Genomic DNA, 20241 nt, shown 5'->3' on the forward strand with positions numbered 1-20241 from the left:
ACATGAATTTATCTCTTTATTTTAAAAAATTTTTCAACAACAGCCAGTCTTCAGGAATTATTCTTATTTTCTGTGTACTGGTTTCATTACTTATTGCCAACTCATCTGCTGCAGAGAATTTCCAGCATTTTTTAGACAAGGAAGTGGGTACCCATATTTTTGGACTGGAATATCCTGTCAGCATCTGGATCAATGACGGTTTGATGGCGGTATTCTTCCTTCTGGTAGGCCTTGAAATAAAACGGGAACTTGTAGAAGGTGAACTTTCATCATTTAAAAATGCTTCGCTTCCCATTTTTGCTGCGGTAGGCGGAATGCTTATTCCGGCAGTGGTTTACAGTATTTTCAACACCGGAACAGAATACAGCAATGGCTGGGGAATTCCGATGGCTACAGATATTGCTTTTTCACTGGCGATTATTTCAATGTTAGGGAAAAGAATTCCGAACTCTATCAAGATATTTTTAGCTGCATTGGCTATTGTAGATGATCTTGGTGCTATTCTTGTGATTGCTATTTTCTATACCGAACAAATTCACTGGAGCTACCTCCTATTGTCTTTCGGAGTAACTGCCCTCCTATTTATTTTAAATTTTTTAAAGGTAACCAGAACTATATTTTATATTATTCCCGGACTATTTTTATGGTATTTCCTTCATCACTCCGGAATTCATGCCACCATAGCAGGTGTTGTACTTGCATTTTCAATACCAACCAACGCTTCCAATGTAGAAATATCACCATTGGAAAAACTGGAGCATCAGCTTCACATTCCGGTAAGCTTTCTGATCATGCCTATATTTGCTTTAACGAATACCAATATCACTTTTTCCAGTGAAATGGTTGCCGGTGCTACAAGTACTTTAGGATTGGGAATTATTTGCGGTTTGGTATTGGGGAAACTGATCGGTATCAATCTGTTTTCACTCATTGCTATCAAATTAAAGCTTAGTTCTCTGCCTCAGAACAGCAACTGGCTTCAAATGATTGGTGTGGGTCTATTGGCCGGAATTGGATTTACCATGTCCATTTTTATTGCACTACTTTCCTTTAAAGGAGAAATTCCTATTCAGGATGAAGCAAAATTTGCTATTTTGATTGCTTCCTTTATAGCTGCCATTGCAGGATTTACCATATTAAGTATAAGTTCAAAAGAAAATCCCGAACTGGAAGAGAATTAATCTTTCTTTCGGGTTTCCAGTTTTCTCTTATGTTCTTCATCACCCTCAAAGTCAGGTTCTGTAATCTGGCTGTGGTAGTGTATTGTTTCTCTCTGGATTTCATCAGACAGCAGTTTTTCAATTCTTAGCTTTCTGATGGCCATATTCAGTTCGTTTCCGAATAAAAGCAGATATACATTCACATTCACCCAAACCATCAGCAGAATCATACTTCCGATGGATCCGTACAGCACGTTATACCTCGCAATATCCTTTACATAAATAGCAAAAATATAAGTAGTGACAACAAATAATATCGTGGTTAAAATAGCACCCGGAACCGCCTGGCGAAATCGTGTAATTTTCACAGTTCCCAGCCAATAAAATAAAGTCAGAAGGATAAAGTAAAAAAGAGGAAAAGAAACGAATCCGATAATACTGGAGAGGTTATCTACAAGCCAGGAAATATCATAAGCCGGCGTAAACAGTTTCATCACAACTTCCACATAATACACCCCGAAAAGTGCTAAAAAAACAATAGTGATAAAGCCTATTGTAATAAAGAATGAAAGAATAAACTCCTTTACATCACTCAGTTTTTCATCCGTATTTTCATTAAAACCATTGATCAGAGAGAATGTACCATTCGTGGCAAAAATAAGCGCCAGAACAATGGTCAGATTACTGATTCCTCTCATATTTGGGATAATATTGCTTTCTATATATCCTCTGACGTCTCCTTCCATATTTGATGGGAAAACATTATGCATCAGTACATCAAAAATATAGAACTGTAGTTTATCATAATGCGGCATATAAGGCAAAACGGAAAGCAAAAACAGAATAAACGGAAAAAGACTTATGGTAAAGCTCCAGGAAATAGCAGCAGCCTTTCTGCCAATTTTCCCTTTGAAAATCCCGGAGATATAGATCTGAAACATCTGCCAAAGCGATATTCCCAAAACAGGAATATGGATGCTGTCAAAAAACTCTTGAATCTTCAAAATAAATCTGGGAACCTTTACACTCATCGATCTGTTTGTCTTTATACAAATGTAGGGGAATTAAATTAAATAGAGAATAGATACAGGGCGATAGGTAGCAGGAATTAGGTGGCAGGTAGCAGAAACGAGGGATTAGGGGGAATACTCTGTGGAATAGTAATGAAGGTTCATTGAAGTCAATGATGAACTTTGCTTCGCAAGTGAATGGTGAATTTTTTTATGGAGATTCAGAACTAAGAACTAAGAATCAAAATATAACAATCTAAACAAAACCAGCAACAAAATAAACCAGCAACTAGCAACTAGCAACCAGCAACCAGCAACAAAAATAATAGCAACATTACAAAACTTTGAACATTACCCTCCGAAGCCCTATCTTTGCCCTCTGAAACTTCTTACAATGCGAATCAGTTTACTTTGTATCGGTAAAACAGACGATAAGGAAATTACGTCTTTAATTAATTACTATCTTAACCGTTTACCTAAACACTGGAATTTTGAAATCACTGAAATTCCGGATGTTAAAAACGCCAAAAATCTTTCTTCTGACCTTCTTAAAAAAGAAGAAGCCAAATTGTTTTTAAATCATATCGACAAAAACGATCTGGTCGTTATTCTTGATGAAAAAGGAAAGCAGTTTACCAGCCGTGAATTTTCACAGAAAATTGATACCTGGATGAATTCTTCTGTGAAAAAAGTACATATCCTGATTGGAGGCGCTTATGGCTTTTCTGAAGAGATTTACAGCAGAGCGAATGAAAAAATGTCTTTATCCAAAATGACCTTTACCCACCAGATGATCCGTCTGTTTATTGTAGAACAGCTTTACCGTGCTGATCAGATTTTACAGGGTAAACCTTATCATAACGATTAATAAAAACCCCTTCCGATTCAATCAGAAGGGATGGTATTTCTTTAGGTTTATCGCTTTTTTGTCTATTGAAATCTGTTATTTCAGACCAATCTGTCTCTTTGCCTCTCCCACTACAAAAGCAACGGAATTGGCAATATTAAAGCTTCTGATCAGCTTTGACATAGGAATTGTAAGATGATTTTCAAAACGGTCCAGAACTTCTTTACCCAGGCCCACACTTTCTTTTCCGAAAACCAGCCAATCTCCATCCTGAAAATCGGTTTCCAGATATGATTTTTCAGCATGCGAACTCATCAAAAAAACACGGGACTTATCAGGAATCTGATTTATCCATTCTTCAATATCTGCATATTCAGAGACATCGAGATGTACCCAGTAATCCAATCCGGAACGCTTCAGGTTTTTATCATTAATTACAAACCCAAATGGATGAACCAGGTGTAATCTGCTTTCGGTTCCTACACATAATCTTCCGATATTTCCTGTGTTATTCGGTATTTCGGGTTCTACAAGAACAATATTCAACATCTCTATCTCTTTATTCGTTTTTTAAAACAGTTAAACCAGGGTTAGTATTTTCGTTTGGATTTAATTAAATAATCAGAATTGTAAATTCAATTTATTTCTTACTGCATTTAGCATAGGAATCTGCCAAAACTGCTTTTTCGTAGCCCAAAGCAACTGCTTTATCCAGATTCGCGCAGGCTTCCTTAAGTTTGGAAGTATCAAGCAGAATCATGGCTTTGCTCACATAAGATTGTGCAAATTTCGGATCTATAGAAATGGCTTTATTGGCATCGGTAAGTGCTTCTTTATATTTTTTCATTTTAAAGTACACATCAGCACGGCCGTTATAAAGCAATGATTCCGGTTTTTCAGCAAGAAGTATATTATAATCTTTTAAAGCTCCGTCCAGGTCACCATTATTTTTTTTCAGATTGGCAAGTCCTGTTTTTGCAAAAATATTATCGGGTGCAAATGTCAGAATCTGATTGAGGTCTTTGATGGCAAGATCTTTTTTCCCTTGGCTATCGTAGATTTTGGAACGGGTAAGATATAAATCCGGAGTTTCAGGATTCACTTTCAATCCTTTTTCTACGTATTCCAATGCTTTTACCTTGTTTCCTTTCTGGCTGTAAAGCGATGACAGGTTCACATATACGGAAACCGACATAGGGTTTGCTTTTAAAGCAGAATCATAAGATTTAAAAGCCTGAGTGGTCTTTCCCAGCCTTCTCTGAGCTGTTCCGAGATAGTCATAATATTCTGACTGAAATTTCTGAATCTGTTCTTTCTCAGCCAGTTTTAAGTATTGCTCTTCAGCACACTTATAGTCAGCTTTATTAAAACAGTCTTCGGCCAGTTTTTTATCCTGGGCATAGAAATTAAGGGAAAAACAAAGGGAAGTTACTAATAATAAAGTTTTTTTCATGAGGTTATAGTTTGTTTATTGATCACTTTTTTGGCGAGTGCACCAAATATCACTCCCAATAAAGATCCAACAAACGCCCCCACCAAAATATCAATTGGGAAATGCACTCCTAAATAGATTCTGCTGTACGAAACAACCAGAGCCCATGCAAATATAGCATAAGGAAACCATTTAATCTTCTTTTTCAGTAAAATACCTAAATATGTTGCCAAAAAGAAGGTATTGGAAGCATGAGCTGAATAAAACCCAAACTGTCCGCCACATTTCACAATTCTCATATGATGTTCCAAAGTAGGGTCATGGCATGGCCTTAACCTCGCTACCCCATATTTGAAAACATTGGCCAGCTGATCCGAAACGACAGCGCCAAGTGCTATAAATATGAGAATAAAAACTAAAGTTCTTAGTTGATAATTTTTGTATAAAAAATAAAGAAAAATAATATAAAGAGGTACCCAGATCCAGGTACTTGAAATCAGCATCCAAAACTGATCGAAAGATGAATCGCCCAAATTATTAAGGTATAGAAATACCTTTTTATCTTCCTGAATGATCTCCTCCATGATTATCTGCTTACAGGTCCTTCATAAGTCTCATCATCAGCCGGCTTCGGTTTTGGAGGCTCATTAGAAGCAAGAGAACCGGGTTCTGTCAGAATATCTTTTTCAATATCCTTCATCGGGTTGAAATCTTTGGCAGCATCTTTTACCTTTTCAATCTCACGCTTTATTTCAGAAACAGGATTATCTGTTTCTTTCATGATTTCAGTTTTGATATCTTCTACTGCTCCACGCATTTTTCTAACGCCTGCACCTAAGTCACGCGCAATCTGAGGCAGTTTATCCGGTCCGAATAATACAACGATTGCAATGGCAATGAGTGCCATTTCTCCAATGCTTAATTCCATGCCGTAAAATTACGAAAGATTATTGCATTTATGGATGGTAAACTAAAAATTTAAACAAATTTTAAGATTTTGTAATCAGACTCAGAATTCAAGGTTTAATGTTTAATGTTTAATGTTATGGGTTGCAAGTTTATTTTGTTGCGGGTTTCTTTTTGTTGCTGGTTCTATTTAAGTTATCATTATCTTGATTCTTGGCTCTTGATTCTTGGTTCTAAACTCTCCATCCAAAAATTCACCATTCACTTCAATAAACCTTCATTACTATTTCACAGAATATTTCCCCTAGTACCTTATCCCTGCTACCTCCTACCCACCACCTAATTCCTGTCCCCTCTAAATTAACAAATACTTAATTCAAGACGATGAGAATTACACAATAATTCTGTATATTTATAACACACAACCAAACAAATATATAGTATGAAAAAACTAGTGACTACTTTTAAAGTTTTCGCCGTATTATCGGTATTGGCACTTTATAGCTGTCAGAATGAAAACAGCGAAATGAATCAGCAGGAAACAGTGCAGGCAAAAATAACCGCCGCTGACCTGAAAAAAGAGATCACTCCTCTTTCTTCTCAAATTGTCCCTGAAGCAGTACAGCTTCAATTGAACGAATCCAGAAAAAACCTTGAAACTTATCTCAACAATGATCTGCAGATTGCAGAAGTAAAAGCATTGGGAAAAATTTCAACCCAAAAAGGCATTGACCTTTCCCAAAGCCTGATTACAGACAAAGACCAGTTTATAGCATCAGGTAATATCATGGATCCGTCTTCTGTAAAGATTGGAAAAATTGGAGATTTATATACCGGAGATGATCTTGCAACAGCTCAGCAGGGATTGAGAGAGGCTGTTACTGAGGAAGTGAAATCCGGGATTAATGTTATGGAGATAACGTGGAACAGCAAAAACGGAAAATTTACTACTTTGTGTTTTTACAAAGATTCAGGGATTATCTGGGACAATGTTTTCGGAGGTCTTATCATGATGGATCCACGTGGAAATACCGAAGCTTCCAACAACAATCAGGCAGCAAAAGTAGTGTCTACCTGGTATAAACAATGGTGGACAGCAAACTGGCTATGGGGATCCAAAAGAGGTGAAGCAGGATATCAGATTACGATTTATTATTCCGGTTCTACAGTTTCCAATGCCGATGTAAGCGATTGGGGATATATCAGTTTAGGAAAAGCGAAAAGTGAAAGTAAGATTATAAAAAGAACAGGAGCTTACGGACAATGTCGCTATGCATTGGGACTTTGTACTCCTACAGGTTCTTTAAGCTTTAATAGCAGCAATTTCTCTGTGTCATTCTCAGGGTTGGGCAGTAATATTGTAAGTAATGGGACAAAATCCCTTTATCCATAATTTTCATAAAATCAGATTTCAAAAAAACGGGAAGCTTGCTGAGCTTCCCGTTTGTATTTTATATCAAGGCTGTATTTAAAGGTATCAGTTTCCAGATTTTGATTTCAATACTTCTACTGCATTTTCTTTCAGTCCGAAAGTATTCATCAGTATTTCATACAACTTCATATCGTTTTCTATAGATATGGATTCTTTTTCACCATTATCAGACCGGATATTCAGGACATGGTCTGTATAGGTATAACGGACATTCTCATCTACTTTTGAAAGAATCAGTTTGTTCTTAAAATGAGAATCCGGATGGGTAGACAAATACCAGTTAGAGATATTAAGATCAATGGGCTCTACATGTTCAGGTATGAAGCGATACACAGGAAACCATTGTTCTTTCAGCATCCAGAGGGTATAGGTTTCATCTTTACAGGTAACTTTAAATATCCCGTTGGGTGTTTGCTGAGGTTCTTCTTTATTTAAAAGGACGGGTGCTGTAAGTGTAGCTGTTCCAAATCCACAGTCTACAATATACTTTTCACCTCCAAAATCAACGATCAGTAACAAATGAGTCTGTGCCGCAACGCTGTCTTCTTGCCTTCCCCACACTACTCTTCCAAGCTGCAATTTTACATTGAATCCTAAATGTTTTAAAACTTCGCTTAAAAGCAGGTTTTGTTCATAGCAATATCCTCCACGTGATTCTGTAACCAGTTTTTTAAAAATATCATCCAGATCCAGAGAAGGCACTGTTCCTGTATAAGAGTCAATATTCTCAAAAGGAATGTGTTTAGGATGAAGCTGGTGTATTGTTTTCAATACCTCCATACTCATTTCTGGAGTTCCGGAGAAATGAATCCGTTCGAAATACTTTTCCAGGTTTAATGTATTCATAATTTGTTTTTTTGTTTTTAAAAAGCGGAAAGACTGTTTCTGTAAAATTATTGAATAGATTGAATCCGGCGTGGTATATATGTTCGGAATAGAACAAATCTATTGTTTCTAAAAATCCTTTATTTTTTCTTTTCCTTTTTTCTGAAATGCAGAATAGGTAATCACAACGCTGACCGCCATTAAAATAAATGCTAAAAAGAAAGGCGCACCGGAAAACTTGAACGGCGCTTCATCATGCGTGAAAAAGTAAAAAAGATTCGTCATCATCGGAGGCCCGATAATAGAAGTTGCACTCATTAAACTCGTCAATGCTCCCTGAAGCTCCCCTTGTTCATTGGAAGGAACACTTTTCGTGATGACAGACTGTAAAGCCGGCCCGCAGATTCCTCCTAAACAATAGGGCACCAAAAATACAAACATCATCCACCCCTCAGAGGCAAAAGCAAACAGCAGCATTCCTACTGCATAGAAAGCCAATCCGTAATAAATACTTTTCTGCTCCCCAAGCCTTGGAGTAGTCCATCTGATAAGTCCACCCTGTACAAGACCAACCAGTAAACCTACTACTCCTAATGAAATCCCCACCATTCTTTCTGTCCAGCTGAACTTATACATTGTAAAGAAACTCCAGTTACTCTGTACAGCATGACCTGCAATATAAATCAATATTAAGGAAAGAATAAGTCCCGAAATTTCAGGGTGTTTACCTAAAAACTTAAATGAGCCTATAGGGTTTGCACGTTTCCAGTCAAACGGTCTTCTTTTATCTTTATCCAAACTTTCAGGAAGGATGAAATACCCATACAGGAAGTTAAGCAGACATAAGCCTGCCGCAGCATAGAAAGGAACTCTGGCACCATAATGACCAAGCACTCCACCCAGAACCGGACCAATAATAAATCCGAGCCCAAAAGCAGCTCCTATCAGTCCAAAATTCTTGGCTCTGTCTTCATCGGTAGAAATATCTGCAATATAAGCACTGGCAGTGGTTACACTTGCGCCTGTTATTCCGGCTATAATTCTTCCCAGAAACAGCCACCAGATTGTGGGAGCCAGTGCAAGGAAAATATAATCCACTGCAAATCCGAAAAGAGAGATCAGGATTACAGGTCTGCGCCCATATTTATCACTCAGATTTCCAACAAGCGGAGAGAATATAAACTGGGTAAACGCATAGGCAAACCCAAGCCAGCCACCATATTTTGCGGCTTCACTAATATCTGCATGAATAAGTTCCTCAATCAATTTGGGAACAACAGGAATGATGATTCCCCATCCTGTAATATCTATGAGTAAAGTAATAAATATGAAGCCAATAGCAGCTTTTTTCTTTGAATTTTCCATGATGGTGCAAAATTAATCAAATCTTAAAAATAATGGTTCTAAATTTCATTGTATTAAAGAAGTATAACATTAATAATACACTTGATTTGCTTTTTAATATTTATAAAGGAATAAAAAAGCAGATATTTAGCAAAAAAAGACCGTTTCTAAAGAAACGGTCTTTACTAATTTATTGTAGTTTGTATTACTTTGAAGCAAGTTCTTCTTTTTTAGAAGTGGTTTTTCCATGTACCTCTTCTTCTTTTCCTGTTTTAAGGAAGTCATAAGCAATTGCAGACGCAATAAAGATAGATGAATACGTACCGAATCCAATACCAATTAACATAGCAAACATGAATCCTCTCAGGTTATCACCACCGAAAATGAAGATCGCAAGGATAACCAGAATTGTAGTAAATGAGGTGTTGAATGTTCTACCCAATGTACTTGAGATAGAGTCATCAAACAGACCCGCTAATGTTAAAGATTTTTTCTCTCTCAGGTATTCTCTAATTCTGTCGAAGATAATTACCGTATCATTGATTGAGTATCCTAATACAGTAAGGATCGCAGCAACGAAATCCTGATTGATCTCCATGTTGAACGGCATAAACTTATGAAGTAATGAATAAGCTCCCAAAATGATAACAGCATCGTGGAATAATGCCGCAACAGCACCAAGAGAGAACTGCCATTTTCTAAATCTTACCAAGATATAGATAAAAATACCTGCTAATGCTGCAACTACAGCAAGAATACCGTGTGTTTTGATATCGTCCGCAACAGTAGGTCCTACTTTCTCAGAAGAAATAATTCCTGAGTGATCTTTGTCTGCAGATTTGAAATCTTTTAACGTCATGTTTGCAGGTAAGCTGGATTTCAATCCATCATACAATTTCTGCTCAACAGTCTGGTCAGCTTTCAAAGATTCATCTTCAATAAGATAATCTGTAGAGATTTTCAATTGCTTATCATTACCGAAAGTTTTAGCTTCTACTGAAGAGTTTTTACCATCTTCAGTCTGGAACATTTTCACTAAACTAGCTTCAACATCTTCAGCATTTACAGCTTTATCAAATCTTACTACATAGTTTCTACCTCCTGTAAAGTCGATACCATATTTGAATCCGTGGATTGCAATAGATGCAATACAAATAACAGTTAAGACACCGGAAATGATGTAAGCATATTTTCTTTTTCCAATAAAATCGATCCAGGTATTTCTGAAAAGATTTTTTGTAGCACCTGTCCAAACAGAAAGGTGTTTTCCTTTATTCAGTCTGGAGAAGATCATTACTCTTGAAATCAATACCGAAGTAAAGAATGTCATCAAGATACCGATTCCTAATGTTAATGCAAAACCTTTAATAGGCCCTGTTCCGAAAAGGAATAGTACACCTGCCGTCAGTAATGTCGTTAAGTGACCATCAACAATTGCACTTAATGCATGTTTGAAACCGTCTTTGTATGCTTCAAGAATACTTTTTCCTGCGAAAAGTTCTTCTTTAGTTCTTTCATAGATAATTACGTTCGTATCTACCGCCATGGCCATTGTAAGTACAATACCTGCAATACCAGGAAGCGTAAGGGTAGCATCTACGGAATCCATAATTCCGAAAATGTAGAATAGGTTGATTATCATTGCAATTACGGCATAAATACCAGCTCCGCCATAGTAGAAAATGATATAAGCAATAATTAATAAGAATGCGATACCAAATGACATCACCCCAGCATCAATAGATTCTTGTCCTAATGAAGGACCTACAACCGTAGCCTGAACTACTTTTGCACCTGCTGGTAATTTACCTGCTCCTAAAACGTCTACCAATTCTTTAGCTTCTTCCTGAGAGAAGTTACCAGAGATCTGGGTTCTACCGTTCGGAATTGCATTTACAACGTTTGGTGCAGTATACACTCTACCGTCAAGTGTTACAGCAACCGGCTTACCAACATTTTTCTCCGTTAATGTTTTCCAATCTTTTGCTCCTTTGGAATCCATCTGCATATCTACTACTACTCTGCTCAGCTCATCATAGCTGATATTTGCAGTTTCAACAGCACCGTCTACCGGAGCTTTTTGGTTGATGTTACCTCTGATGGCATACAATACTAAGCTTTCAGCATCTGTAGCTTCAGGTTTGTACCCCCACATGAACTGTGTATATTTAATGTTAGCCGGACGTAAAGACTGACCTACTTTACTGTTTAAAATCTTATTAACAACAGCTGTATCAGATAATTTTACGTTAGCAACACCATTCGTTCTTAATTTGTCAAGCTGTAAAAGGTTCATGAAGTTCACATTCTTTGCAACTCCCATAGAATCTCCTTTTGTAGCAACCATAGTTGTCAAAGTCTGGAAATAAGGCGCAATTTCAGGAACCTGCTGTACTTCCCAGAACTGAAGTTTTGCAGAAGTCTGAAGCATTTTCTTCACTTTATCGATGTCCTTCATACCAGGCATTTCTACAGAAATTCTAGCTGTTCCAGGTACTCTCTGAACGTTTGGCTGCACAGCACCCATTTTATCAATTCTCGTTCTGATTACCTCGAAAGCTGTTCCTACAGATGCATCAATTTTTCTTTTAACAATGCTTTTAACCTGCTCATCAGGAGTGTTGTACTTCACCTCAGTAAGTGTCGTATTTCCGAAAATTTCCGGATCTGCCAACTTAAGGTTTGTACCTTTAGCTTTGTTCACTGCATCGAATTGTTCGAAGAAGTTATCGATGTAAGCTTTTGTAGAATTCTTCTGTGCTTCATCAGTTTTGTTTAAAGCCTCAATAAGAACAGGATTTGTAGAATAATTGGTTAAATCATTCACAAGATCTCTCTGGTTGATTTCCAAAAGAACGTTGATCCCTCCTTTCAAGTCAAGACCAAGTTTCATTTCCTTGTCTTTGGCTTTAGTGTAATAAAGTTTTGTGAATCCTAGATTCAAAGTATCCTTAGAAAGTCTAGCAATTTCTTTCTGATACTTCTCCGGATTGTCTCCTGCAATAGCAGTTGCCTGCTTTTCAATTTTGCTGGCGTACCATGTTGGTAATAGCTCGTTTAAGCAAATCAACCCTAGTACAATAGCGACAATTGTAATAAGTCCTTTTCCTTGCATTTTGTTATAACTACGTTAAATTAAGTCGGCAAATATAATGATTTTCTTGTATTTTATGAATTTTTAACAACAGAAATGGTTTATTTTCAGATATATTGGTATTCTGAGTTCTATTTAAGATTTAACAATTTTTTCATAGTATCATAATGAAGTCTTCAAAATTCGATTGGTATAAAATTTTCATTCATTTCACCAACACACTAACTCTCAAAATATTATGAAAAAATTACTTTTTACCATTAGTATTTTTTCTTCCTTAATTGCTAATTCTCAAAGCATTAATTTGGAAGAATTTGCCACGGGACTTACCAGCCCGGTAGAGATTACAAACGCCAATGACAGCCGGCTTTTTGTTGTTCAGCAGAACGGAATTATTAAAATTATTCAGCCCAACGGAACTATTAACGCAACTAATTTTCTGAATATTGGTTCAAAAATTATTTTCGGAGGTGAAAGGGGTCTTTTGGGACTAGCTTTTCACCCACAATACTCCAGCAACGGGTATTTTTTTGTGTATTATAACAATCCGGCAGGTAATATCATTGTTGCGAGATACAGCGTCAGTACAACCGATCCTAATGTAGCTGATCCTGCCACTGAAAAAATTCTTCTAAACATTCCCAAACCATTCGACAATCACAACGGAGGAAGCATTCATTTTGCTCCTGACGGAAAACTCTGGATCATCACCGGAGACGGAGGAAGCGGCGGAGATCCGAATAATAATGCCCAAAACAAAAATGTATTGCTTGGAAAAATGCTGAGAATAGATGTGGATGCTACAGGCCCCTACAATATCCCGCCTGACAATCCTTTTGCAGGAACCATAGATGGCGCTGATGAAATATGGGCTTATGGCCTCAGAAATGCCTGGAAGTTTTCCTTTGACCTGACGACAGGAAATGCAATGATTGCAGATGTAGGACAGGGAGCTATCGAAGAAATTAATAAAATGCCCATAACACAAGCCGGTTTGAACTATGGCTGGCGCTGCTATGAAGGAAATAATGCTTATAACACAGCAGGGTGTGCTGCACAGTCTTCCATGACGTTTCCTATTGCGGTATATGATCATTCAGGCGGAAAATGCTCTATCACAGGTGGGTATGTTTACAGAGGAACTCAATATCCGTCACTGCAGGGAAAATATTTTTTTGCAGACTACTGCTCTACCCAGATCGGAATTCTTGATAGCAATAATACCATCACATGGACAAGTCCTTATTCCGGGAATAATTTCTCTACATTCGGAGAGGATTATCAGAAAGGTCTGTACGTAGCCGCAGTAAACAGTGGGAAAATCTTTAAAATATCCACAGGAACTCTAGGAACTCAGGAAAATACTTTAGGAACCATAAAAGTTTATCCTAATCCTGCTTCAAAAGAAATTTTCATTGATGGCGTTACAGATAAAAAAGCAACTCTGGAAATTATCAGCGCAGAAGGAAGAAAAGTACTGGAAACAGATCAAATCTCTAATGGAAAGGGAATAAATATTTCGGGAATACCTGCCGGTGTTTATTTCATCAACCTGAAATCCGGAGAACAGAAGTCTTACAGTCAGAAACTGATTATTAAATAAAAATTGACTAATGAGATATCTCAACTAAAATTTTAAAGCAATAAAAAAGCGGTTCAGATGTGAACCGCTTTTCATTTATATTGTCATTGAGAAAATTCTTGTTTCAGGTTTATTCCTCATCATTCTCAGGTCAAAAACCATGGCTACATTTCTTGTGAAAGCTCTTCCTTCTTCTGTAATTTTAACTTCGGTTCCATTAATCTCAACCAATCCGTCATTTTCCATTTCTTTCAACATTTCTAAAGCATTTTCAAGCTCCGGGAAAGAATTGTTGATATCAAAAGTGGTTTCAAGCTGGCACATCAGATTCAGAATATGTCTTCTTACAATCAGATCTTCTTCACTCAGAACGTGTCCTTTGACAACAGGAATCTCACCTTCTTCAACCATTTTCTGATATTCTTCAACCGTTTTTACATTCTGGGCAAAAGCATACCATGAATCTGAAATAGCAGACATACCAAGTCCTACCATCAGTTGGGTTTTGCTTGAAGTGTATCCCATGAAATTTCTGTGAAGTTTTTTATGAATCAAAGACTGATACAGATCATCATGTTCCAGAGAGAAATGATCCATCCCAACCTCGATATATCCTAAATCCTGAAGCAGTCTTTTACCATCTTCGTACAAACGACGTTTTTCTTCTCCGCTTGGAAGGTCATTTTCATCAAAACCTCTCTGACCAACTCCTTTTACCCACGGAACATGTGCGTAAGAGTAAAAGGCAAGTCTGTCCGGCTTCAGCTCCATTGTTTTTCTGATCGTGTGTTCCATCGCCTCCCAGTTCTGATGTGGCAGCCCAAACACAAGGTCATGGCTGATTCCCCTGTAACCGATTTCCTTTGCCCATTCTGTAACATTTTTTACATTTTCAAAGGGCTGGATTCTATTGATTGCTTTCTGAACTTTAGGATCATAATCCTGAACTCCAAAGCTTACTCTTCTGAAACCAAGGTCGTATAAAGTCTGAAGATGTTCTTTTGTTGTATTGTTAGGATGTCCTTCAAAAGAAAATTCCGGATGTTCCGCAATATCTACGGTGGAAAAGATTCCCTCCAACAATGTTTTTAAGTTCTCGGGAGAAAAAAACGTAGGAGTTCCGCCTCCTAAGTGTAATTCTTTTAGTTTAGGTTTTTCGTTGAAAAGGTCTAGATAAAGCTTCCACTCTTTCAAAACGCTTTCCAGATAAGGCACTTCAACACTGTGTTGTTTGGTAATACGTTTATGACATGCACAGAACGTACACAAAGCCTCACAGAAAGGCAAATGGATATAAATAGAAATCCCCTCCTCTGCATTACTCTCATGAAAAGACCTGATTACTGTTTCCTTCCATTTTTCCGGTGAAAATGTAGATTCATCCCAATACGGAACGGTAGGATAAGAAGTGTAACGCGGTCCGGGAATATTATACTTATCTATTAAAGAGTTCATTTTGAAATTTAAAATTTTATAAGGGTATGAAATTTAGCATCATTAAAATTTCATCTTACAAAATTAACCATTAGTTATGAATTTTAACCTATGAATTATATTAGGTTCTATTTTATAATGAGTCTAAATACACATGGTCAGGCTTTTGGCCAAGAGTGATAAATTCTATACCTTATATTTAAAATTTTAATCTCATCACTGCAATTCTGCTATTTCCTGCAAGAACAACATTGTTATCATCAATCCACTGACAGACGAAGAAACCTTTTTCATCAGAGATTTTCTTCCAGGTCTTTCCAAAATCTGAAGAATAGCTGATATGCTTGTCCCCAACTGCAATAATTTCTTTTCCTTTTGATCCCGGCTTAATTTTTACACAGGTTGTATATCCAGCATTCTGTCCTGAAGCCTGAATCTGCCAGGTTTCACCAGCATCAATACTGGTGGCAATATTGTTGACATTGGCATCCTGCTTGGTATAATCCCCTCCTGCTGCAATCCCGAAGCGGTCTTCAAAAAAATCGATGGAATACATTCCCTGTGAAGACTCTCCCTGAATGAAAGGTGTTTCAATAATCTTCCAGTCCAATCCCTTCTGCTTAAAGATCCTGGAAGCTTTCCCGCCGGTTGCAATCCAGAGGATATCCTTGTAGGAAGCAATGTTGGTATTGCTGGCGGCAAATGCAGCCTCACCTTCCTTTAGCTTTACTTTCTCGTGATTACCCATTGGAGGATTCCATGTCTCGTACATTTTCTTGTGAGGGAATAATAATGCCAGCTTCATAAAAAGATTTTTATCAGGATCACTGAACGTTATACCGTATCCATCCTTTACAAAATGTAAAGCATCATAAAAAGCTGTTTTAGCAGTGTCTTTAAAGACAATCTGTGATTTCAAATCTTTTTTATCAATTTTAAAAAAGTAAGCAGGACTTTCAATGTTGATGGCATAGAAAGAGGTTTTATCCTGCGCCAGCGTCCTGAACTGAAGTTTGTCTTCGGACAGTTTGATCTGCTTCTGGTTTTTATAGTCTTTAAGATCTACAAACCCGAATTTGGAATCCGTACCGCTATACCAGACCTTATTGTCATATAATTCCAGCGCTCTGATACTGATCTTATCATTAAGAATGGTTTCAAGGCTTTCCACTTGCTGGGAAAACGCCGTAAATCCTATGGACAGGAGTAAAATGGAAAAAATATTTTTCATATAATAGTATTGGGACAAAAAAAACCGCCGAAGCGGTTTATATTGTTATTAATCTTGGTTCTGGTATTTTTCAGGGTTGTTAAGTTTACTGTTTGATTTTCCATAAAGGAAATATACCAAACCTCCTAAGAACAACCATACAGCAGAAAGTTCCAATGCATGGGCACTTAAGTTAAATATCAAATAAATATTGATAAACACTCCTAATGCTACCACTATTTTGTAAGCCGGAACTTTGAAAGGTCTGATCAAATCAGGTTCTTTTTTTCTCATCACCCAAACGGCAATACAAACCAATGTAAATGCAAACAGGGTTCCGAAACTCGTCATATCTGCCAATGTTGAAATGGGAGTAAATGCTGCGATGAATGCCACTACAATACCCAACAAAATGATTCCTTTGTAAGGTGTTTTTGTTTTTGGATGAAGCTGACCGAAGAATCCAGGAATCAATCCGTCTTTTGCCATACCGATAAAGATTCTTGACTGCCCCATCATCATTACCATTACTACAGAGATCAATCCTACTGTTGCAGCGATGGTTACCACATTACTTGCCCAGTGTTTTCCGGCAATTTCAAAAGCATAAGCTACAGGAGCTTTGATTGCATCAGGATATTTACCTTCAGGGTTAAAGTCTGTATAATGCATCATCCCTGTTAATACAAGTGATACACAAATATAAAGTGCTGTACACACCAATAATGATGCAATAATGGCGAAAGGCACATCTTTTTTAGGATTAATAGCTTCTCCTGCCTGTGTAGACACAGCATCAAAACCAATATAAGCAAAGAAGATAGCGGCTGCTCCGGAAATAATTCCTTTAATACCATAGGCGGATACCAGGTCTCCTTCAGAATTTTTGATCTGTACCTGATCCGGAATAAAAGGTTTCCAGTTTTTAACACCATCTACTGCGTTATAAAGATCAGTATTAGAAAAAATGATATATACTCCTGCAATAATTACAAAGATAACGGCAGAAGTTTTCATCAAAACAATCAGGTTATTAGCCCCTGCTGCTTCTTTAGTTCCTTTTACCAATAATGCAGTAATTAAAAGAACAAGAATGAATGCCGGCAGGTTCATTGAAAAACCATCTCCTGTATAACTGGCTGGATCTGATGTAAGATAGGCCGGCAGATGAATATTAAAGATTTTCAAAAATTTGTTAAAATATCCGGACCAACTCACGGAAACGGCCATACTCGCCATGGCATATTCGAGGATGAGACACCACCCCATGGCCCATGCAAAAATTTCTCCTACCGTTCCGTATGCATAGGCATAAGCTGAACCTTCTACAGGAATAATGGATGCAAATTCTGCATAGCATAATGCAGCAAAAACACAGGCAATACCTGCTATGATAAAGGAAATGGCAAGTGCTGGTCCTGCGTGATAATAGGCTCCTGTTCCGGTAAGAACAAAGATTCCACCTCCGATGATAGCACCCACTCCAATTGCTGTTAAACTCCATTTTCCAAGGACTTTTTTCAGCTCACTTTTCTTCATATCTGCCTCATAGGCACTTAGTGGCTTTTTAACCCAAATTTTCGACATGTTTTTTTATTTATTAAGGATTTACGAAAATATAAAAAATTTAGGAACTCCCGCGTTTATCGTTAAACTTTCCTCATTTATTTTACACTAAAGTATTTAAAAACCTGAGCAACACATTATACAATTCATTTTAAAAAGTCCATATTTTTGCTTATTTTTGATTGCATGAATTTATATGATCTTTTTGTAAAACCTTATGAAAGCTATGATTCTTTACAGATTACGCTGGAAGCATCAGGTGCAATTTTCGGAATACTGAGCGTATTTTTTTCCATTAAGAAAAATATATGGGTGTACCCTACCGGCATTATTTCAACCCTGATTTATGTATACCTTCTTTTCAATGCCGGGCTGCTGGGAGACTGCATGATCAATGTCTATTATTCTGTTATGAGCATTTATGGCTGGGTTCTATGGGCAAGAAATTCTGAAGATCATATTCACGTAGAAGTTACCTGGGCTACCCGAAAAGAATGGCTCTATGCAAGTATTCTTTTTGTGCTGAGTTTGGCATTTGTTACTTTTATTTATTATTGCAAACCTTATATTGATAATTTAGAAGGTGCTTCTCTTGGATTATATCATCTCGATTGGGCAAACTGGATGGATATTTTCACCACTTCAATATTTTTAGTAGGAATGTGGTTGATGGCCAAACAGCGCATTGACAACTGGATTTTCTGGATTATCGGAGATATTATCTGTATGCCTATGATGATTTTTAAGGGACTTGGAATCACTTCGGTTCAATATTTGGTATTTACTATAATGGCTATCTTAGGATACGTCAATTGGAAAAAAAGTTTTAAAGAAAAAAAAGTACAATAAAGTCATGAAAAATTTATTCAAAATAGCAGTCAGTATTTTTGCTATTGCCAGTTTAACCTCTTGTTTAGCATATACCGACGGATACGGAAGTAATGGAGGCTATGGGTATGGAGATCCTTATTATAACAACGGATATTACTATGCACCTTCCGGATATTACGGAAGCGGCGGATATTATGGTAATGACGGATATTATTACAGAAACAACGTTAATTACTACTATGATAATGGAATTCCTTATTATTATGACAATTATAACAACTCCAGAAGAAAAGTCTATGTAGAAAGAAGATCTAATTCTTCTTCAAGACCTCAAAACGGATTCCAGAACACGCGTACAACGAATAGTAACGGTTCATATAATAATAACGGAGGATTCAATAATAATAGAAACTCCAATAGCAACAGTGGATTCAGAAACCAGAATAACGGTTCTCAGAACAATCAGGGTAACCAAAACAACAGTGGATTCAGAAATTCTAATGGCGGGTTCAGAAACCAAAACAGTGGTAGTCAGAACAGCCAGGGAAATCAGAATAACAGCGGATTCAGAAACCAAAACAGCGGCAGCCAAAACAGCACCAGATCAGAATCTTCCGGCGGTGGATTCAGAAACAGCTCCAGCGGCCAAAGCAGCAGTTCAGGCAGACAACAGAGCGGCGGAGGCGGCTTTAGATAAAACGATTATAAATAAGGAAACGAACAGTTAACACTGTTCGTTTTTCATTTTAAATATATTAATTTTGCTTCTTCATTTAACAAAAAAGTATGGAATTTTATAAATATCAGGGAACAGGAAATGATTTTGTAATGGTAGACAACCGTGATCTGCAGTTTACTAAAGATAAAAACAGTATTGAAAAATTGTGTGACAGACGTTTCGGGATAGGTGCTGACGGGCTCATTTTATTGGAAAACGATCCGAACTATGATTTCAAAATGGTTTACTATAATTCTGACGGAGGAGAAAGTACGATGTGCGGAAACGGAGGAAGATGTCTTGTAGCTTTTGCTTTTTTCCTTGACATCTTTGAAGATAAATGCAAATTTATTGCTACAGACGGAGAACATGAAGCTGAAATCCATAACGGGATCATTAAATTGAAAATGATTAATGTAGACACCATTTCACAAGACGGAAATGACTTTGTTCTGAATACAGGATCTCCACACTATGTAAAATATGTAGAAAATCTTCCCGATTACAATGTGTATACTGAAGGAAATGGGATCAGAAATTCGGAAAAGTATAAAGAAAAAGGAATCAATGTCAACTTTGTAGAAAAAATTTCTGATAATGAAATTTTTGTAAGAACCTATGAACGAGGCGTTGAGGACGAAACTTATAGTTGTGGAACAGGAGTTACTGCTTCTGCTTTAACTTTTCTTCAAAAACATAATCTAACCTCTGTAAAAGTTAAAACTTTAGGCGGAAATCTTAAGGTATATGCTGAAAAAAGCGGAGATACATTCCAGAATATTTGGCTGGAAGGTCCTGCAAAGCAAGTTTTTAAAGGTAAAACAGATCTTCTTTAAAAACACAAACTTTT

18 protein-coding genes are annotated in these 20241 nt (G+C 37.1%); 7 read left to right on the plus strand and 11 right to left on the minus strand.

Features of this window, described 5'->3' with window-relative positions:
* The first annotated feature begins 2 nt into the window (after positions 1-2).
* Complete coding sequence (gene nhaA, locus FW781_RS13545; protein WP_149387908.1) at positions 3-1181, plus strand: Na+/H+ antiporter NhaA; 1179 nt, start codon at positions 3-5, stop codon at positions 1179-1181.
* Here nhaA and FW781_RS13550 read toward each other — a convergent pair.
* A complete protein-coding gene (locus FW781_RS13550; RefSeq protein WP_149387909.1) occupies positions 1178-2191 on the minus strand; it encodes a YihY/virulence factor BrkB family protein in 1014 nt (337 codons plus the stop codon). The genes nhaA and FW781_RS13550 overlap by 4 nt on opposite strands.
* Positions 2192-2564: 373 nt before the next feature.
* On the opposite strand from FW781_RS13550, the gene rlmH reads away from it, so the two are divergent.
* Positions 2565-3038, plus strand: a complete 474-nt coding sequence (gene rlmH / locus FW781_RS13555; RefSeq protein ID WP_149387910.1) for a 23S rRNA (pseudouridine(1915)-N(3))-methyltransferase RlmH — start codon at positions 2565-2567, stop codon at positions 3036-3038.
* 75 nt (positions 3039-3113) lie between these two features.
* Here rlmH and FW781_RS13560 read toward each other — a convergent pair whose 3' ends face one another.
* The 4 genes from FW781_RS13560 to FW781_RS13575 all read right to left on the minus strand — a co-directional run bounded on the left by FW781_RS13560 (position 3114) and on the right by FW781_RS13575 (position 5377).
* Positions 3114-3566, minus strand: coding sequence for a tRNA (cytidine(34)-2'-O)-methyltransferase (locus FW781_RS13560; RefSeq protein ID WP_149387911.1), 453 nt, complete (start codon positions 3564-3566; stop codon positions 3114-3116).
* A gap of 91 nt (positions 3567-3657) precedes the next feature.
* Entirely contained in the window at positions 3658-4470 is an 813-nt protein-coding gene (locus FW781_RS13565) for a tetratricopeptide repeat protein (protein WP_149387912.1), read from the minus strand.
* Entirely contained in the window at positions 4467-5033 is a 567-nt protein-coding gene (locus tag FW781_RS13570) for a phosphatase PAP2 family protein (protein ID WP_149387913.1), read from the minus strand. The genes FW781_RS13565 and FW781_RS13570 overlap by 4 nt, the downstream gene beginning before the upstream one ends.
* Positions 5034-5035: 2 nt before the next feature.
* Positions 5036-5377: a Sec-independent protein translocase subunit TatA/TatB gene (locus FW781_RS13575; protein WP_047383575.1), complete on the minus strand. Its 342-nt coding sequence runs from the start codon at positions 5375-5377 to the stop codon at positions 5036-5038.
* A gap of 420 nt (positions 5378-5797) precedes the next feature.
* Here FW781_RS13575 and FW781_RS13580 point away from each other — a divergent pair, with 420 nt between their 5' ends.
* Positions 5798-6748 (plus strand): hypothetical protein, encoded by a 951-nt coding sequence (locus FW781_RS13580; protein WP_149387914.1) that lies wholly within the window; start codon positions 5798-5800, stop codon positions 6746-6748.
* Between the two features lie 84 nt (positions 6749-6832).
* On the opposite strand, the gene FW781_RS13585 is transcribed toward FW781_RS13580, so the two are convergent.
* The 3 genes from FW781_RS13585 to secD form a co-directional block, all read right to left on the minus strand.
* Positions 6833-7633 (minus strand): arylamine N-acetyltransferase family protein, encoded by an 801-nt coding sequence (locus tag FW781_RS13585; RefSeq protein WP_149387915.1) that lies wholly within the window; start codon positions 7631-7633, stop codon positions 6833-6835.
* Positions 7634-7741: 108 nt separating this feature from the next.
* Positions 7742-8977 carry a TCR/Tet family MFS transporter gene (locus FW781_RS13590; RefSeq protein ID WP_149387916.1) on the minus strand — a complete coding sequence of 412 codons (1236 nt, stop codon included), beginning with the start codon at positions 8975-8977 and terminating at the stop codon, positions 7742-7744.
* A gap of 184 nt (positions 8978-9161) precedes the next feature.
* The gene (secD, locus tag FW781_RS13595) at positions 9162-12071 is read right to left on the minus strand and encodes a protein translocase subunit SecD (RefSeq protein ID WP_149387917.1); all 2910 of its coding nucleotides are present in this window, start codon (positions 12069-12071) and stop codon (positions 9162-9164) included.
* Between the two features lie 217 nt (positions 12072-12288).
* Here secD and FW781_RS13600 point away from each other — a divergent pair, with 217 nt between their 5' ends.
* Positions 12289-13653, plus strand: a complete 1365-nt coding sequence (locus FW781_RS13600) for a PQQ-dependent sugar dehydrogenase (RefSeq protein WP_149387918.1) — start codon at positions 12289-12291, stop codon at positions 13651-13653.
* Between the two features lie 75 nt (positions 13654-13728).
* On the opposite strand, the gene hemN is transcribed toward FW781_RS13600, so the two are convergent.
* The 3 genes from hemN to FW781_RS13615 form a co-directional block, all read right to left on the minus strand.
* Complete coding sequence (gene hemN, locus FW781_RS13605; RefSeq protein ID WP_149387919.1) at positions 13729-15087, minus strand: oxygen-independent coproporphyrinogen III oxidase; 1359 nt, start codon at positions 15085-15087, stop codon at positions 13729-13731.
* Between the two features lie 178 nt (positions 15088-15265).
* The gene (locus tag FW781_RS13610) at positions 15266-16297 is read right to left on the minus strand and encodes a WD40/YVTN/BNR-like repeat-containing protein (RefSeq protein ID WP_149387920.1); all 1032 of its coding nucleotides are present in this window, start codon (positions 16295-16297) and stop codon (positions 15266-15268) included.
* 48 nt (positions 16298-16345) lie between these two features.
* Entirely contained in the window at positions 16346-17863 is a 1518-nt protein-coding gene (locus FW781_RS13615) for an amino acid permease (RefSeq protein ID WP_149387921.1), read from the minus strand.
* A 165-nt stretch (positions 17864-18028) separates the two neighbouring features.
* On the opposite strand from FW781_RS13615, the gene pnuC reads away from it, so the two are divergent.
* From pnuC to dapF, 3 genes are all read left to right on the plus strand, one after another.
* Positions 18029-18691, plus strand: coding sequence for a nicotinamide riboside transporter PnuC (gene pnuC / locus FW781_RS13620; protein WP_149387922.1), 663 nt, complete (start codon positions 18029-18031; stop codon positions 18689-18691).
* Between the two features lie 4 nt (positions 18692-18695).
* Entirely contained in the window at positions 18696-19370 is a 675-nt protein-coding gene (locus tag FW781_RS13625) for a hypothetical protein (protein ID WP_149387923.1), read from the plus strand.
* A gap of 89 nt (positions 19371-19459) precedes the next feature.
* Positions 19460-20227, plus strand: a complete 768-nt coding sequence (gene dapF / locus FW781_RS13630; protein ID WP_149387924.1) for a diaminopimelate epimerase — start codon at positions 19460-19462, stop codon at positions 20225-20227.
* The last annotated feature ends 14 nt before the right edge of the window (positions 20228-20241 follow it).

It is taken from the genome of Chryseobacterium panacisoli, from assembly GCF_008274625.1.
GTDB classification, from domain to species: Bacteria; Bacteroidota; Bacteroidia; order Flavobacteriales; family Weeksellaceae; genus Chryseobacterium; species Chryseobacterium panacisoli.

Coding starts and splice junctions, on each gene's coding strand:
- FW781_RS13625 (WP_149387923.1), top strand. CDS start 18,696: ATGAAAAATTTATTCAAAATAGCAGTCAGTATTTTTGCTATTGCCAGT.
- FW781_RS13585 (WP_149387915.1), bottom strand. CDS start 7,633: ATGAATACATTAAACCTGGAAAAGTATTTCGAACGGATTCATTTCTCC.
- FW781_RS13550 (WP_149387909.1), bottom strand. CDS start 2,191: ATGAGTGTAAAGGTTCCCAGATTTATTTTGAAGATTCAAGAGTTTTTT.
- FW781_RS13590 (WP_149387916.1), bottom strand. CDS start 8,977: ATGGAAAATTCAAAGAAAAAAGCTGCTATTGGCTTCATATTTATTACT.
- rlmH (WP_149387910.1), top strand. CDS start 2,565: ATGCGAATCAGTTTACTTTGTATCGGTAAAACAGACGATAAGGAAATT.
- FW781_RS13610 (WP_149387920.1), bottom strand. CDS start 16,297: ATGAAAAATATTTTTTCCATTTTACTCCTGTCCATAGGATTTACGGCG.
- dapF (WP_149387924.1), top strand. CDS start 19,460: ATGGAATTTTATAAATATCAGGGAACAGGAAATGATTTTGTAATGGTA.
- nhaA (WP_149387908.1), top strand. CDS start 3: ATGAATTTATCTCTTTATTTTAAAAAATTTTTCAACAACAGCCAGTCT.
- FW781_RS13570 (WP_149387913.1), bottom strand. CDS start 5,033: ATGGAGGAGATCATTCAGGAAGATAAAAAGGTATTTCTATACCTTAAT.
- FW781_RS13600 (WP_149387918.1), top strand. CDS start 12,289: ATGAAAAAATTACTTTTTACCATTAGTATTTTTTCTTCCTTAATTGCT.
- FW781_RS13560 (WP_149387911.1), bottom strand. CDS start 3,566: ATGTTGAATATTGTTCTTGTAGAACCCGAAATACCGAATAACACAGGA.
- pnuC (WP_149387922.1), top strand. CDS start 18,029: ATGAATTTATATGATCTTTTTGTAAAACCTTATGAAAGCTATGATTCT.
- secD (WP_149387917.1), bottom strand. CDS start 12,071: ATGCAAGGAAAAGGACTTATTACAATTGTCGCTATTGTACTAGGGTTG.
- FW781_RS13580 (WP_149387914.1), top strand. CDS start 5,798: ATGAAAAAACTAGTGACTACTTTTAAAGTTTTCGCCGTATTATCGGTA.
- hemN (WP_149387919.1), bottom strand. CDS start 15,087: ATGAACTCTTTAATAGATAAGTATAATATTCCCGGACCGCGTTACACT.
- FW781_RS13575 (WP_047383575.1), bottom strand. CDS start 5,377: ATGGAATTAAGCATTGGAGAAATGGCACTCATTGCCATTGCAATCGTT.
- FW781_RS13615 (WP_149387921.1), bottom strand. CDS start 17,863: ATGTCGAAAATTTGGGTTAAAAAGCCACTAAGTGCCTATGAGGCAGAT.
- FW781_RS13565 (WP_149387912.1), bottom strand. CDS start 4,470: ATGAAAAAAACTTTATTATTAGTAACTTCCCTTTGTTTTTCCCTTAAT.